Below are 15,032 nucleotides of genomic sequence, written 5' to 3' on the forward strand. Positions count from 1 at the left end.
TCGGCCAGCCGGTGGCCGTAGAGCGGGGCTTCCGCCACCAGAACCTTGGAGACGCCGGCGATCTTCGCCGCCTCCTCGCCCGCGGCCTTGGCCTGCGCGCCGGCGCAGAGCACCGTGACATCACCCAAGGACCCGACCGCGCCCACCGCCTTCGCCGTCGCGTCGCGGTTCAGCACCCCGTTCGTCACTTCCCCAAGCAGCAGAACAGCCATCAGATCACCCCCGCTTCCTTCAACTTGCCGACCAGCTCGTCCACCGAGCCGACCTTGATGCCGGCCTTGCGGCCCTCGGGCTCGCGCACCGAGACCACCTCCAGCCGCGGCGCGACGTCGACGCCGTAATCGGCGGCGGTCTTTTCCTCCAAGGGCTTCTTCTTGGCCTTCATGATGTTCGGCAGGCTCGCGTAGCGCGGCTCGTTCAGCCGCAGGTCGGCGGTGACCACCGCCGGCAGCGCCACCGCGATGGTCTGCAGCCCGCCGTCGACCTCGCGCGTCACCCTGGCCTTGCCCCCGTCGATCTCGAGCTTCGAGGCGAAGGTCGCCTGCGCCCAGCCCAGCAGCGCCGCCAGCATCTGGCCGGTCGCGTTCATGTCGTTGTCGATGGCCTGCTTGCCGGCGATGATCAGCTCGGTGCCCTCGGCCTTGGCCACCGCGGCGAGGATCTTCGCCACCGCCAAGGGCTCGATGTCCTGCTGCACGTCGTCCGTAGCGGTGACGAGAATGGCGCGGTCGGCGCCCATCGCCAAGGCCGTGCGCAGCGTCTCCGCCGCCTGCTTGACGCCGATCGAGACGGCGATGACCTCCTCGGCCACGCCCTTTTCCTTCAGCCGGATCGCCTCTTCGACCGCGATCTCGTCGAACGGGTTCATCGACATCTTCACATTCGCAAGATCGACACCAGACCCGTCAGCCTTCACACGGGCCTTCACGTTGTAGTCGATCACGCGCTTCACGGGCACGAGGATCTTCATGGTTTTTCCCTTCCTTGTTCGCATGCCGTCGCGGATCAGTTCCGCAGCGGCTTGCCGGTCCCGAGCATGTGTTCCATCCGCGCCCGCGTCTCGGGCCGGTCGACCAGCTCGAACAGCACCTGCCGCTCGATCGCCATGTTCTCGGCATCGCTGCGGCTGCCGCCGCCGCCCAGGACGCGGGCCAGGCCCCGCAGCACATGGCGGTCGTAATCCGAACCCTCGCCGGCCAGGTCGGAAAGATCGAGCCCGTCGGGCAGCGTTACCGCCAGTCCCGCGGGCGGAGCATAGCCCTGCCGGGCCATTTCGACCGCCATCCGGTGCGCGCTGGCCAGCAGCAGGTCGCGGTTCATCACCAGCCGGTCCTGCGGCAGCAGGATGCCCGCCGCAAGCGCCTCTTCGGCCGAGCCGGATTGGGATGCCGCAAAGATCGTCGCGGCCGCACGCCGCGCCGCATCGTCGGGAGCCAACCCGGCCTGCAATCCGCGCGCCAGCAGGCAGGTGCAGCCGCCCCAGGCCGGGATCAGGCCGACCAGCACCTCGGGCAGGCCCATATGCACCTCGGCATGGGCGACGATGCAATCGGCGTGCAGCGCCAACTCGCAACCGCCGCCCAGCGCAAAGCCGTGAACCGCCGCGACGACCGGCGCGGGTGCATGGCGCAGGCCCAGGAACAGGCGCTGGCCGCGGTCGATGAAGGCTTCCAGTTCGTCGCGGCGCCCGCCCTCGATCAGCGAGAGGATGAAGCGCAGGTCCGCCCCGGCCGAAAAGGCGCGGGGATCGTCATTGCCGATCACCAGCCCCTGCAGCCGCGCGCCCAGCAGGGGCAGCGTCTCTTCGATCACATCCAGCACCTCGGGGTGCAGGCTGTTCATCTTGGTGTGGACCTGCAACAGGCCGATGCCGCCGCCCGCATCCAGCAGCGAAGCCGAACCGTTGCCCAGGATGGCCCTGCCCTGCGCCCGCAGCCCGGCGGCCGTCAGCGGCACCTCCCGCGCCGCGCCGGCGGCGGGTGCGGCAAGGAAATGCCCGTCGCGATAAAAGCCGCCCTTCTCGGCCGCCTGCGCCAGCAGCGGGGGAACGGGCAGGCCGGCCGAATGCAGATGCGCCGCCACCCGGTCCAGCCCCCACCTGTCGGCCAGCACGAAGGGGCCCTGCCGCCAAGCATATCCCAGCTGCATGCCGGCATCGACATCCGACGGGTCGGCGGCGATTTCGGAGGCGTGATCGGCGGCATAGGCCACCACCTCGCCCAGCACGGCGCGGGCATAGCCGCCATGCCGGCCGGGATCGGCCAGCAGCGCCGCCAGGTCCTTGCCGCCGCCGGGCAGCTTGCCCGGCGCGACGGGCGCGGCGGGACGCCAGTCGCCGGTCGCAAGGTCGCTGGCCTCGAGCCCCGCCTCGGTCTTGCGAAAGAAACCGCCGCCCGACTTGCGGCCGAAGCGGCCCTGCCCGACCAGGGTGCGAAACAGCGGATCGGCCGCGATGTCATAGCGGTGGAAACGGTCCGTCGCCGGCAGTCCATCGACCAGGCTGCGCCAGACCTGCGGCACCAGGTCGAGGCCGATCAGGTCGAAAAGCCCGAAGACGCCGGTGCGGGGGATACCCATCGCCTGGTGGACGGCATCCGCCTGTTCCACGGTCAGGCCGTGTTCGCGCGCCAGCAGCGCGGCGGCGGCCATCCAGAAGCAGCCGATGCGATTGGCCACGAAGCCGGGCGTGTCGCGGCAGTCGATGACGGTCTTGCCCAGCAGTTGCCGGGCCGCCTGCCGCGCGCGCTGCAGCAGCGCCGGATCGGTTTCCGGGGTCGAGACGATCTCGAGCAGCGGCATCAGCCGGGGCGGGTTGAAGAAATGCGTGATCAGGAAGGCGCGGCGGAAGGCGTCGGACATGCCCTCGACCAGTTGCGAATGCAGCAGGGTCGAGGTGTTCGAGGACACGATCGACCCCGGTTTGCGCAGCGCGTCGATGCGCGCGTAAAGGTCGCGCTTGATGTCCAGGCGCTCGACCACCGCCTCGACGATCCAGTCGGCCTCGGCCAGAAGCGGCAGGTCGCGGACGACATTGCCGGTGACGACGCGGCCCGGACCGGCCGGCCCCATGAAGCCCTGGATCCTGACCTGCCGGGCCAGCCCCGCCTGCGCGGGGGCATCCGGCGCGCCACCTTCGGGCCCCGGCATGTCCAGCAATATGACCTTCAGCCCGGCATTGGCGAATTGCGCGGCGATGCCGCCCCCCATCGCCCCGGCGCCGATCACCGCGACGCAGGCGATGTCGCGCGGCAACCCGGCCCAGAACGCCTGGCTGGCCATCATCTTGGTCATGTCTGTTTCCCCCTCAGTTGCCGGTGAACCGGGCCGGCCGTTTCTCGAAAAAGGCAGAAAGCGCCTCGGCGAAATCCGCGGTTGCGGCACAGGTCTTGAAGGCCTGTTTCTCGGCCTCCAGCGTCGCGGCGTAATCTCGCCCGAAACTGTCGCACAGCAGATGCTTGAGCGCGCCCGAGGCACCGGGGGCAAGGCCGGCGAGGCGCGCGGCAAGCCTTGCACCTTCTTCTTGCAGCGCCGCGTCGGGGACGACGCGGTTCACCAGCCCCCAGTCCAGCGCCTGCCCGGCCGGCACGGCGCTGCCTTCCAAGGCGATCCAGGCGGCGCGGCGCAGCCCGACGATGCGGGGCAAGGCCCAGGTGATGCCGCAATCCGCCGGCGCGCCGACCCCCAGATAGGCAAAGCTCAGCACCGCCGATTCGGCGGCCAGCGCAAGATCGGCCGCCAGGGCCAGGGACAGGCCCGCCCCCGCGACCGGCCCGTGCAGAAGCGCGACGGTCAGCGCATCCGATCCGGCCAGCCGCGCCAGGGCGCGGTTCATCGGCGCGATGATCGCCTCGGCCTCGGCGGCGCGATCCTCGGCCCGGCGGAAGGCGGCAAGATCGCCCCCCGCCATGAAGGCCCGGCCGTTGCCCGAAAGCGTCAGCACCCGCACCCCCGCGTCCAGGGCCTGGGCGACGGCGGCCTCGAAGGCGCGCGCGGTGGCCTGGTCGATGGCATTGAGCGCCTGGGGCCGGTCGAAGACGATGCGCCCCAGCGCGGCGTCGAGATGCAGTCGAAGAGGTTCGGTCATCGCAACTCCTTGCAAAAGCCCGCAATGGCGGCGGGCTGGAAAGCCCCTCCTGCCGCGCCCTGATTGCCATGGCCGGCGCGGCTGGGCAAGATATATATACAAACTTCTCTTATAAAAATACAATTATCAGAGCGATCCTGCAGCAACAGCAGCTTCTGCGCCGCAGCTATATAATATTTTTCATTGATTCTATGTATTCATATGGTAGTTGATACATACACAATTGCTGCCAGCCGGCCCTGCTGCATCGCCGCGGAAGGGTCGCAACAAGGGATCATCCATGAACGACATCGTCATCCTGTCCGGGGTTCGGACCGCCATCGGCGGCTTCGGCGGAGCGCTTTCGGGGCTTGCGCCGCACGCCTTGGGCGTCATCGCCGCCCGCGCCGCCATCGAGCGCGCCGGCATCGAGCCCGCCCGGATCGGCACGACCGTCTTCGGCCATGTCATCAATACCGAGCCGAAGGACATGTACCTGTCCCGCCTTGCCGCCATGGGCGCGGGCGTGCCCGACACCACCCCGGCCCTGAACGTGAACCGGCTTTGCGGCTCGGGTGTGCAGGCGGTGATCTCGGCCACGCTGGCCCTGCGCCATGGCGAGGCGGATTTCGCGCTGGCCGGCGGCGCCGAATGCATGTCGCGGGCGCCCTATGCCGTGCAGGCGGCGCGCTTTGGGCAAAAGATGGGCGATGCGGCGATGGTGGACATGCTGGTCGGCACGCTCAGCTGCCCCTTCGGCACCGGCCATATGGGCGTCACCGCCGAGAACGTCGCGGCCGAGCATGGCGTCTCGCGCGCCGATCAGGATGCTTTCGCGCTGGAAAGCCAGCAGCGCGCGGCACGGGCCATCGCCGCGGGCCATTTCCGGGACCAGATCGTGCCCGTCGAGCTGCAGAGCCGGCGCGGGGTGGAGCTGTTCGACCGCGACGAACACCCCAAGGAAACCTCGCTGGCCGCGCTGGAGCAGCTGAAGCCGGTGTTCCGCAAGGACGGTTCGGTCACGGCCGGCAATGCCTCGGGCATCAACGACGGCGCGGCGGCCTTGGTCCTGGCCCGCGCGGATGCGGCCGAAAGGCTGGGCCTGACGCCGATCGCGCGCATCCTGGACCATGCGATCGCCGGGGTGCGGCCCGAGGTGATGGGCATCGGCCCGGTCCCGGCGGTCCGGCAATTGCTTGAGCGCACCGGGCTGAAGGCCGCCGATTTCGACGTGATCGAATCGAACGAAGCCTTTGCCGCCCAGGCGGTTGCGGTGACGCGGGCGCTGGACCTGGACCCGGCCCGCGTCAATCCCAACGGCGGCGCCATCGCCCTGGGCCATCCGGTCGGCGCGACGGGCAGCATCCTGCTGGTGAAGGCGATCAACGAACTCAAGCGCATCGGCGGGCGCCGCGGCCTGGTGACGATGTGCATCGGCGGCGGACAGGGCATCGCCCTGGCCATCGAGATGAACTGAAGGGTCCGAAACCGGACCCTGGAACTTGATGCAGGCTGCGTGAAAACGCGGCCTGCCTGGTCGTTCCGTTTCATACAACCGATTGAAATAACATCAATAATTCTCATTCGTCCTGCAAATAATCCTTGCCCGTTGAACACATTTTTGTCAGTTTCAGTATGCGCAATATGAATATTTGTATGCGCAACTGAGCAGATTCGACAAAGGACCGCCGCCCGCAATTCGGGCGTGACCGTTCCAGCGGATCGACGACACCGCCATGTCCAGGCAAGGACGGTTTGGGAGGAATGGAATGAAAATCAAGGGAAAGATCGGCTCCGTCAGCCAGATGGCCGCGGCAGTCCTGATCGGAGGGACAGGCGCGGCAGCCGCGCAGGATCTGACGGTTCTGGAGGCACGCATTGCCGCGCTGGAGAACCGCCAGGCCGAAAGCGGCCAGTTGACCCTGGCGCCCGGTGTAAAACTGACGTTTTACGGGTATACGAAACTCGACCTCATCAAGGACAACAACTACGATCTGGGCGCGACCACCGGGGCCATGGCCGGGGTGACGGCCGGCAGCCCGCTGGAGGGTTCGGGCTCGAATGCCCATGCCTATGAAAGCCGGCTGGGCCTGCGCGCCAGCATGGACACCGACATCGGCGAGGTGAAGCTGACGCTCGAAGGGGACTTCTTCGGCAGCGGCGGCAATTTCCGCCTGCGCCACGCCTATGGCGAGGTCGGGCCGCTGCTGGCGGGCCAGACCTGGACCAACTGGGTGCCCGCCGAAGGTGGCCCCGCCGCGGTGCAGGACTTCAACGGCCTGGCGGGCGGCAGCTATTACCGCACGCCGCAGGTCCGCTATACCTTCCGGCCCAACGACCAGTGGCGCTTCGCCGTCGCTCTGGAAGAGGATTACGCGCCCGGCACCGCCTCGCGCGTCGCCGTGTCCGGTTTCGCGGGCTATGCCAACGGGCCGCTGAAGATCGGCATGGGCGCGATCTCGCGCGGGCTGGAGACCAGCAGCTTCGGCGACGTCACCGGCTTCGGCTATGCCATCGGCGCCGATTACGAAGCCTGGCAGGGCGGCAAGCTGCATGCGCAATATATCGGCGGCAAGGGCATCTCGACCCTGCTGAACAACGCCGGCTTCTCGGGGCTGGAAGTGGGGACCGCGGGCAAATACGCCTTTGACGTCGATGCCGCGGGCGACCCGGTCAAGGCCAAGGGCGTGAAGCTGGGCGTCACCCAGAAGCTGGGCGAGAAAAGCGACCTTTCGCTGGCGCATGGCTTCCAGCGGTTCGACGATTTTGCCGGCGCCCTGGGCAGCCATACCAAGGAAATCAACTCGACCCACGTGACCTATCGTTACTTCGCGACGAAATCCGTGATGCTGGCGGCCGAGGCGGCCTATGTCGAGCGCGAGCAGTTCGACGGGGCGAGCTTCGACAATACCCGCCTGCAGGGCGTGGTGAAGTTCACCTTCTGAAACACCAAGGCCCGCCATGCCGGCGGGCCTTGTCCTTTCGCGAGGTTGGTCCTTTCGCCTGGGCCGAGCGGGCTCAGACCGTATCCATGCTGCCCAGGATGACGCTGGTCTGCGAGGACAGCACCCCGCCATTGCCGTGGCACAGCGCAAGATCGGCCGCCGCCAGCTGGCGCTCGCCCGCCTCGCCGCGGATCTGGCGCACGGCCTCGACCAGCGTGAACAGCCCATACATGCCCGGATGCACGCAGGACAGCCCGCCGCCATTGGTGTTGACCGGCAGCGCTCCGCCTGGCGCGATGGTCCCGTCCTGCACGAAGCGGCCGCCCTCGCCCTTGGGGCAAAAGCCCAGGTCTTCGAGGAACAGGATCGTGTTGATGGTAAAGGCGTCGTAAAGCTGCACCATGTCCATGTCGGCGGGGCCGTAGCCCGCGGCGGCATAGGCGCGCTGGCCTGACAGCTTGGCGCCGGTGACGCAAAGATCCGGCATGGCGGCGATTTCCTTGTGCGTGGTCTCGGCCCCGGCGCCCAGCACCGCCACCGGCTTCTTGCGCAGGTCGCGGGCACGGGCCCGCGAGGTCACGACCACCGCCGCCGCCCCGTCCGTGACCAGGCAGCAGTCCAAGGCCCCCAGCGGCGAAGAGACGATACGCGCGGCCAGGTATTCCTGCATGTCCAGCGGCTCGCGCCGGAATGCCTCGGGGTTCAGCTGCGCCCAGGCGCGCGCGGCCAGCGCCACCGCGCCCAGCTGCTCCCTGGTGGTGCCATAGTCGTGCATGTGGCGGCTGGCGGCCAGCGCATAGCCGCCGATGGGCATGCGCGCGCCATGCGGCGCCTCATAGACCGAGCCGCGCAGGGCCGAGACCAGCCGTCCCGCCGCCGACCGCTGGTTCGAGCCATAGCAGATCAGCGCCGTGTCCATGTATCCGGCCGAGATCATGAAGCAGGCCGTCATCAGGTGGTTCAGAAAGGACGAGCCGCCGGTGCGGTTGTTGTCCACGAACCGGGCGCCGACACCCAGATATTCCGCAACCGCCAGCCCGCCCAGCAGATCCTCGGGCAGGCAGGTGAAAAGCCCGTCCACGTCGGCAAGGCCCAGGCCCGCATCCTCGAGCGCCAGAAGCCCGGCCCTGGCGGTCATCTCGAGCGCGCTGTAGCCCTCGCACAGGCCGATGCCGAAGGTGGCGGCCCCGGCGATGGCGCAGGCGGCGCGCGGAAAGGCCTTATCCTTCATCCTGTTCCCCTTGCGGCACGAAGAACACATGCGGCGGCTCGCTTTCGCCGGCGATCACCGCGCGCAGGCGCTGGCCGATCGCGACCGGGGCCTCGGCCTGGATCCGCGACAGCAGGCGGAAACCCTCGTCCATCTCGACGATGGCGATGATGCGGCTGGGCGCGGGCGGCTTTTGCGGCTGCTCGGTCACGGCATGGACCCGGCCCCGGCCCGAGGATTGCGCCCATTCCAGCGCCGCCCCGTCGCCGGGCGCGGCTAGGCGGGGCGGAAAGACCGCCCGCCCCTCGGCCGTGCGCTGATAGCAGAAGCGGCCATCGCGCAGGGCTTGCAGATATTCGGCCTCGGGGCCCAAAGACGCTGTGGATGGTGATGCCATGCCTTCCCTCAGATGATCGCTTCGTCGCGCAGCTTCTCCAACTCCTCGGCGGAAAGCGAGAGGCATTGCCGCAGCACCTCGTCGCTATGCTCTCCGGCAAGCGGGGGGGCCGAGCGATAGCTCACCGGCGTCTCGGACAGCCGCAGCGGGCTGCCGACCAGACGCACGGTGCCGGTGACGGGATGCTCCATGGTCACGAACATGCCGCGCGCCTGGAGCTGGGGATCCTCTTCGATGTCGGGCATCTCGTTGATCGGCCCGCAAGAGACCTTGGCGGCAAGGATCCTTTCCATCCAATGCGCACGCAGGTTGGTGGACAGCACCGCGTTCATCTCGGCCGTCAGCGCCACGCGGTTCTCCAGCCGGTCGCGCGAGCGCAGGAAGCGCGGATCCTCGGCCCATTCCGGGTGGCCCAATGCGCCGGCCAGCCGGGCGAACTCGCGGTCGTTGAAGGTCGCGATCAGGATGAAGCCGTCGGCGCATTCGAAGACGCCGTTCGGCACCGCGGTCGGATGCTCGTTGCCGGTGCGGGGCAGCGGTGCGCGCGCGTTCAGCCACGAGCCGATATTGTTCATCAGCAGCGCCACCTGGCTGTCGAACAGCGCGATGTCGATATGCTGGCCCTGCCCGCCGTTCTGGCGATGCAGCAAGGCCGCAAGGATGGCGATGGCGGCATTGTTGCCGGCGGTGATGTCGGCGATGGGCACGCCCACGCGGGTCGGGATGCCGCCATCCGCCTCGGGCTGGCCGGTGACGGCCATCTGCCCGCCCATGGCCTGCACCAGGTAGTCATAGCCCGAACGGTCGTTATAGGGCCCGGTCTGCCCGAAGCCGGTGATCGAGCAATAGATCAGCCGGGGGTTGAGCTTGCGCAGATCCTCGTAGCCCAGCCGGTATCGCGCCAGGGTGCCGGTGCGGAAATTCTCGATGAACACGTCCGATTCGGCGGCAAGCCGGCGCAGAAGCGCGGCCCCCTGCGGGCGCGAGAAGTCCAGCCCGATCGAGCGCTTGTTGCGGTTGACCATCTGGAAATAGGTCGATTGCTCGGGCGCACCGGGGCGGCCCTCGACCCAGGGCGGGCCCAGGGTGCGCAGGTCGTCGCCATCGCCCACGCGCTCGATCTTGATGACGTCGGCGCCCAGGTCGGCCAGGGTCTGCGCCGCCAGGGGTCCGGCCACGACCCGCGTCAGGTCCAGCACCCGGATGCCCGAAAGCACGCCCCGGCAGTCGATCCGGCCTTGGCCGACCGTCGCATCGGTGGCGCATATGTCGAGTTCTTGCATGTCTGTCTGTAGGGTCATGGTTCCTCTGCCCAAGGCTATGCCAAGCAACTTCCGCTTGATTGAATATACAATAGCAATGATTCATTATACAAGAAAAGTATTGTTATTGTTTTTCGCAAGCGGGCATGTAATATTCCGGCAGCAAGCGAAGAACGTCAGCGGAGAGCGCAATGGATCTGCGGTTGAGGGGCCTGAAGGCGGCAGTGACCGGGGGAACTCGAGGAATCGGCAATGCGATCGTGCATGTCCTGGCCGAGGAAGGCTGCGCCCTTGCCACCTGCGGCCGCGCGCCCGAGCGCATCGAATCGCTGTGCCGGCAGATGGACGCCGCCGGGGTCCGTTTCCATGGCGAAACCGTCCAGGGCCGCGACGGCGAGGCCATGCGCAACTGGATGAGGAACTCGGTCGAGGCCCTGGGCGGGCTGGACATCTTCATCGCCTCGCTGTCCGCCGGCGGCGGCACGGACGAGGAACGCTACTGGTATCGCAATTTCGAGATCGACCTGATGTCCGCCGTCCGCGGCGTCGAAGAGGCGTTGCCCGCCCTGCGCCGGTCGCAAAGCCCCTCGATCCTGATCCTGGCGACCATGGCCGCGTCCGAGACCTTCGTCGCGCCCATGGCCTATAACGCCATCAAGGCGGCGCTCGTCACCTGGTCCAAGCAGCTTTCCCAGCAGCTTGCCCCCGAGGGCATCCGCGTCAACTGCCTGTCGCCCGGCCCCACCATGTTCAAGGGCTCGAACTGGGAAATGATCCGCGTCGCGCGGTCGCGCATCTATGACAACGCCGTCCGCCAGCAGCCCACCCGGCGCATGGGCACCGCCGAGGAGATCGCGCGCTCGGCCGTGTTCCTGGCCAGCCCGGCCGCGTCCTGGTGCAACGGATCGCATCTGCTGGTGGACGGCGGCTTTTCCAAGCGCGTCCCGTTTTGAATCTCAGGAAGGTTCCTTTCATGGCCATCGAACGCATCAAGTCGACCGATTTCACCCGCACGCCGGCCGCGCCTGCCGCGAAACCCGATTTCGGCACGGCGATGATCCCCAAGGAACGCTATACCTCGGCCGAATACATGCGCCTGGAATGGGAACGCATGTGGACCAAGGTCTGGCTGCTGGGCTGCCGGACGGACGACATCCCGAATCCCGGCGACTACCACGTCACCACCATCGGCAAGGAAGAGATCATCCTGGTCCGGCAAAAGGACATGTCGGTGCGCGGCTTCTACAACGTCTGCCTGCACCGCGGAAACCGCATCATGGTCGGCGAAGGCAACGCGACCAGTTTCAAGTGCCAGTATCACTTCTGGGAATACGGGCTGGACGGCGCGTTCGAGAACATCCCCGACCTCGAGACCTTCCCGCAGGGCGCGCCGCCCTGCAAGGGCCTGCGCGAGGTGAAATGCGACAGCTGGAACAGCTTCGTCTGGTTCTCGCTGAACCCCGAGGCCGAGCCGCTGCTGGACTATCTTGCGCCCCTGCCCGAGCACCTGGAACCCTATCACTTCGAGCGCATGGTCAAGGTCGCCGACATGACCGTGGAATGGGACTGCAACTGGAAGACCTCGGTCGATGCCTTCAACGAATCCTATCACGTGCAGGGCATCCACCCGGAATTGCTGTATTTCATCGAGGACAAGGACGTCCAGATCGACTGCTACGGCAGGCACAACCGCTATCTGGTGCCCTTCTCGACCATCTCGCACCGGGTCGAGGAAACCACCGAGATCCCGCATCTCATCAAGCACGCGATGAAAGAGGCGGGCATGAACCCCGCCGATTTCGACGGCCGCGTGACCGAGGTGCGCAAGGCGCTGCAAGCCTTCAAGCGCAAGCACGGCCCAGAAATGGGGCTGGATTACAGCGACCTGAACGACGACCAGCTGACGGATGATTACCACTACAACATCTTCCCGAACCTGACGCTGAACACCCATGCCGACGACCTGATGCTGTTCCGCCAGCGCCCGCATCCGACCGATCCCAACAAGATGTTCTTCGACCTGTTCATCTTCAAACTGCTGAAGAAGGACGAGCCGCGCCCGAAAAAGCCGCGCCACGAACAGTTCAGGCATGGCGAGAAATCGCTGGGCCTGGTGCTGGACCAGGACGCCTACAACCTGCCGGGGGTGCAGGCGGGGATGAACTCGGACAGTTTCGGCGGGCTGTGGATCGGCGACCAGGAACTGCGCATCCGCCATTTCCATCACGTGCTGGAATCCTATGTCGGATCGTGACGCCAAGCCCCCGCGCCGCTGGGAAGACCTGACCCTGGGCGAGGAAACCCGCTCGCGCGAGATGCTGGTCGAAGAACAGCCGATGATCGCGTTCGCCACCCGCTACGACCCGCAATTCTTTCACATGGACCCGGAAACCGCGGACCAGTCGCTATTCGGCGGCGTGATCGCCAGCGGGCTTTACACCGCCTGCCTGTGGCGCATCCTGGATCACGAGGTGAATGGCGACATCGCCTGGGTCTGCGGCGTCGCCTGGGACAATGTGCGCTGGTCGCGCGCGGTGCGGCCGGGCGACCGGATCGTGGCGCATTCCCGCATCGAGGCGCTGCGCCCCTCGGCCTCGCGGCCCACCGTGGGGCTGGCGACGTTGCGCCACGCGCTCACCAACCAGGACGGCGAGACGGTGTTTTCCTTTGTCTCGACCGACATGGTCTATCGGCGGGAGGCTTAGGCGATGCGCCCCATGCGCCGGGTTCTGCTGGTGGTCGGCGGGCTTTACCACGACTTCGACTTCGTCCGGCTGGAACTGCTGGCGCACCTGGCCCGGCGCGAGCATCTGCGCGTCGATCTGCGCCACGACTATTCCGACCTGAACGCGCTGGAGCGTTGCGATGCACTGATCACCTATACCGCCGCGCTTTTGCCCGATGCGGCGCAGACCGCGGCGCTGGCCGATTGGGTGGGGCGCGGCGGGCGCTGGTTCGCGCTGCACGGCACGAACTCGGCCATCCAGATCCGGCCCGACGGCAAGGTGCTGACCCCGGCGATGGAGCCGCTGCTGTTCGACCTGCTGGGCAGCCAGTTCCTGGCCCATCCGGTGCCCGGCCGCTATCGCATCCGCCCGGTCGAGGCCCATCCGCTGACCGAAGGCATCGAGGCATTCTTCCTGGAGGACGAGCATTATCTCCAGCGCCATGCCGAGGGGAACCTGGTCCTGCTGGCCTCGGAGTTCCAGGGCGAGACGGCGCTGTTTCAGACCCGCGACTGGCCCAAGGGGCAGCATCAGAGCTTTTACCTGCGCCCGCGCGGCAAGGGCGGCGTGCTGTATCTGACCCCCGGCCATGCCAGGGGGCGCTATGACATGCAGCCCCTGGCCGACGCCTATCCCTTCGTCGAGCGCGGCGCCTGGATCCTGCCGGTGTTCCACCGGCTGATCCGGCGCGGCATCGCCTGGCTCGACCGCGACCTGCCGGAGACCCTGCCATGACAAAGCCCGAGATCCTCGAGTTCCGCACCTCGGACGGGCTGCGCCTGGAGGCGGAAAGCTATGGCGCGGGGCCCACCATCCTGCTGGCCCATGGCGGCGGGCAGACCCGCTATTCCTGGCGCGGCGTCGCGCAGGCGCAGGCGGAAAAGGGCTGGCGCACCGTCGCGCTGGACCTGCGCGGCCATGGCGCCAGCGATTGGGATCCGGCCGGCGACTACAGCCTGGAACGCTATGGCCGCGACATTGCCGAGGTTGCGCAGCAACTGGGCGGCGGCATCTATCACGTCGGCGCCTCGCTGGGCGGCAACGCGGCGCTGGCCGCGGTCGGCCGCTATGCGCCCGAACTGTTTCGCGCGCTGGTGCTGGTCGATGTGGTGCCGCAAGTGGACAAGACCGGCGTGGCCGAGGTGCTGGGCTTCATGGGCAGCCACCTGGACCAGGGCTTTGCCGACCTGGACGAGGCATCGCGCGCCGTCTCGGCCTATCGCAAGCAGGCGCCGCGCCCGGCCGGCCAGGCCTCGGGGCTGGCGCGCTATCTGCGCAGGCGCGACGACGGGCGGCTGGTCTGGCATTGGGATCCGGCCTTCGTGCGCGGCAGGCGCCACGGACGGCTGACGCCGGACCTGGCGCAGCGGCTGGACCGCGACCTGCGCAACATCACCTGCCCGGTCCTGCTGCTGCGCGGGCTGGACAGCAACCTGGTCACGGACGAGGCCGAGGCCGCCTTTCGCCGCAGCGCGCCCGAGGCGCTGGTCTGGCACGTCGACGATGCCGGGCACATGGTCGTCGGCGACAACAACTCGCAATTCGCGGGCGATCTGGACCGTTTCCTGAACCTGGTCCGCAACCGCGAAACAGCCATCGCAAACCAGGGGAGAGCGAATGCCTAGACTCGAGGGAAAGCGCGCCGTCATCATCGGCGCCGCCGGCAAGGACAATCTGGGCCAGGTGCTGGCCCGCCGCTTTGCCGCCGAGGGCGCGCAAGTCACCGTCGCCGGCCGCCACCAGGACGTGCTGGCGGAACTGGCGGCCGAGATCGGCGGCCATGCCGTCACCGCCGACATCACCCGGACCCAGGACAACGAGGCCCTGGCCGAGGCGGCCCTGGCGCGGATGGGCGGCATCGACATCGCCGTGAACTGCACCGGCTGGGGGCTGCTGGTGCCCTTCCTCGACACCACGCGCGACGAGCTTGAGCAGATGACGCGGCTGCAATTCATCGGCCCGTTCGAGTTCTTCCAGTCCATGCTGCGGCGGATGGCGGATGGCGGGTCGATCGTCCAGGTTTCTTCGGCCACGGCGCGGATCATGATGGACGACCACGCCGCCTATATGGGCACCAAGGCCGGGATGGACCACGTCATCCGCTGCATCGCCAACGAGTTCGGCGCGCGCGGCATCCGCGCCAATTCGGTCTCGCCGGGCTTTACCGCCTCGCCCATGACCGGCCGCGCGGCAAGGAACGATGCGGTGGTCGGCGCATTCGCGCGGGAATACCCGCTGGGCCGCGTGGGCACGCTGGAGGACACGGCCGAAGCGATCGCCTGGCTTTGCACCGATGCCTGTTTCCTGACCGGCGAGAACCTGCAGGTCAACGGCGGGCTGACGCTGCGCCGCAACCCCACCAATGCCGAGATCGCAGGTGCCGTGCGGGCCGCGAAGGCCGCCCGCGCCGCCGCGCAATAGTTCCCTCC

The 15,032-nt window shown here is 67.7% G+C and carries 15 protein-coding genes; 8 read left to right on the forward strand and 7 right to left on the reverse strand.

Annotated features, from left to right (window positions below; all coding sequences use genetic code 11):
- From IT40_RS15690 to IT40_RS15705, 4 genes are all read right to left on the reverse strand, one after another.
- The coding region (locus IT40_RS15690; RefSeq protein WP_036757170.1) for an adenine nucleotide alpha hydrolase family protein at positions 1–212 on the reverse strand (212 nt) is incomplete at its 3' end.
- A complete protein-coding gene (locus IT40_RS15695; RefSeq protein ID WP_036752139.1) occupies positions 212–970 on the reverse strand; it encodes an electron transfer flavoprotein subunit beta/FixA family protein in 759 nt (252 codons plus the stop codon). The genes IT40_RS15690 and IT40_RS15695, both read right to left, overlap by 1 nt.
- A 35-nt stretch (positions 971–1,005) precedes the next feature.
- Positions 1,006–3,291 carry a 3-hydroxyacyl-CoA dehydrogenase/enoyl-CoA hydratase family protein gene (locus IT40_RS15700; RefSeq protein ID WP_052096011.1) on the reverse strand — a complete coding sequence of 762 codons (2,286 nt, stop codon included), beginning with the start codon at positions 3,289–3,291 and terminating at the stop codon, positions 1,006–1,008.
- 13 nt (positions 3,292–3,304) lie between these two features.
- Entirely contained in the window at positions 3,305–4,084 is a 780-nt protein-coding gene (locus IT40_RS15705) for an enoyl-CoA hydratase/isomerase family protein (RefSeq protein WP_036757173.1), read from the reverse strand.
- Positions 4,085–4,364: 280 nt separating this feature from the next.
- Here IT40_RS15705 and bktB point away from each other — a divergent pair, with 280 nt between their 5' ends.
- Positions 4,365–5,540, forward strand: a complete 1,176-nt coding sequence (gene bktB, locus IT40_RS15710; protein WP_036757176.1) for a beta-ketothiolase BktB — start codon at positions 4,365–4,367, stop codon at positions 5,538–5,540.
- Between the two features lie 292 nt (positions 5,541–5,832).
- Positions 5,833–7,008: a DcaP family trimeric outer membrane transporter gene (locus IT40_RS26815; protein WP_052096013.1), complete on the forward strand. Its 1,176-nt coding sequence runs from the start codon at positions 5,833–5,835 to the stop codon at positions 7,006–7,008.
- A 73-nt stretch (positions 7,009–7,081) separates the two neighbouring features.
- Here IT40_RS26815 and IT40_RS15720 read toward each other — a convergent pair whose 3' ends face one another.
- From IT40_RS15720 to IT40_RS15730, 3 genes are read right to left on the reverse strand one after another with little or no spacing between them, the layout of a single operon-like run.
- Positions 7,082–8,239 (reverse strand): acetyl-CoA acetyltransferase, encoded by a 1,158-nt coding sequence (locus IT40_RS15720; protein ID WP_036757179.1) that lies wholly within the window; start codon positions 8,237–8,239, stop codon positions 7,082–7,084.
- Positions 8,229–8,615 carry a Zn-ribbon domain-containing OB-fold protein gene (locus IT40_RS15725; protein WP_036757181.1) on the reverse strand — a complete coding sequence of 129 codons (387 nt, stop codon included), beginning with the start codon at positions 8,613–8,615 and terminating at the stop codon, positions 8,229–8,231. The genes IT40_RS15720 and IT40_RS15725 overlap by 11 nt, the downstream gene beginning before the upstream one ends.
- Positions 8,616–8,623: 8 nt before the next feature.
- Entirely contained in the window at positions 8,624–9,916 is a 1,293-nt protein-coding gene (locus IT40_RS15730; protein ID WP_243700246.1) for a CaiB/BaiF CoA transferase family protein, read from the reverse strand.
- 152 nt (positions 9,917–10,068) lie between these two features.
- On the opposite strand from IT40_RS15730, the gene IT40_RS15735 reads away from it, so the two are divergent.
- Genes IT40_RS15735 through IT40_RS15760 form a run of 6 tightly spaced genes read left to right on the forward strand, consistent with a single transcriptional unit; the run spans position 10,069 to position 15,024 of the window.
- The gene (locus tag IT40_RS15735; protein WP_036757183.1) at positions 10,069–10,830 is read left to right on the forward strand and encodes an SDR family NAD(P)-dependent oxidoreductase; all 762 of its coding nucleotides are present in this window, start codon (positions 10,069–10,071) and stop codon (positions 10,828–10,830) included.
- A gap of 20 nt (positions 10,831–10,850) precedes the next feature.
- Positions 10,851–12,131: an aromatic ring-hydroxylating oxygenase subunit alpha gene (locus tag IT40_RS15740; RefSeq protein ID WP_116171213.1), complete on the forward strand. Its 1,281-nt coding sequence runs from the start codon at positions 10,851–10,853 to the stop codon at positions 12,129–12,131.
- Entirely contained in the window at positions 12,118–12,582 is a 465-nt protein-coding gene (locus tag IT40_RS15745) for a MaoC/PaaZ C-terminal domain-containing protein (protein ID WP_028710216.1), read from the forward strand. The genes IT40_RS15740 and IT40_RS15745 overlap by 14 nt, the downstream gene beginning before the upstream one ends.
- Positions 12,583–12,594: 12 nt before the next feature.
- Entirely contained in the window at positions 12,595–13,338 is a 744-nt protein-coding gene (locus IT40_RS15750; RefSeq protein ID WP_036757276.1) for a ThuA domain-containing protein, read from the forward strand.
- Complete coding sequence (locus tag IT40_RS15755; RefSeq protein ID WP_051419585.1) at positions 13,335–14,228, forward strand: alpha/beta fold hydrolase; 894 nt, start codon at positions 13,335–13,337, stop codon at positions 14,226–14,228. The genes IT40_RS15750 and IT40_RS15755 overlap by 4 nt, the downstream gene beginning before the upstream one ends.
- Positions 14,221–15,024: an SDR family NAD(P)-dependent oxidoreductase gene (locus IT40_RS15760; protein WP_036757191.1), complete on the forward strand. Its 804-nt coding sequence runs from the start codon at positions 14,221–14,223 to the stop codon at positions 15,022–15,024. The genes IT40_RS15755 and IT40_RS15760 overlap by 8 nt, the downstream gene beginning before the upstream one ends.
- Positions 15,025–15,032 lie beyond the last annotated feature (8 nt).

The organism is Paracoccus versutus (assembly GCF_000763885.1).
Taxonomy (GTDB): domain Bacteria; phylum Pseudomonadota; class Alphaproteobacteria; order Rhodobacterales; family Rhodobacteraceae; genus Paracoccus; species Paracoccus versutus.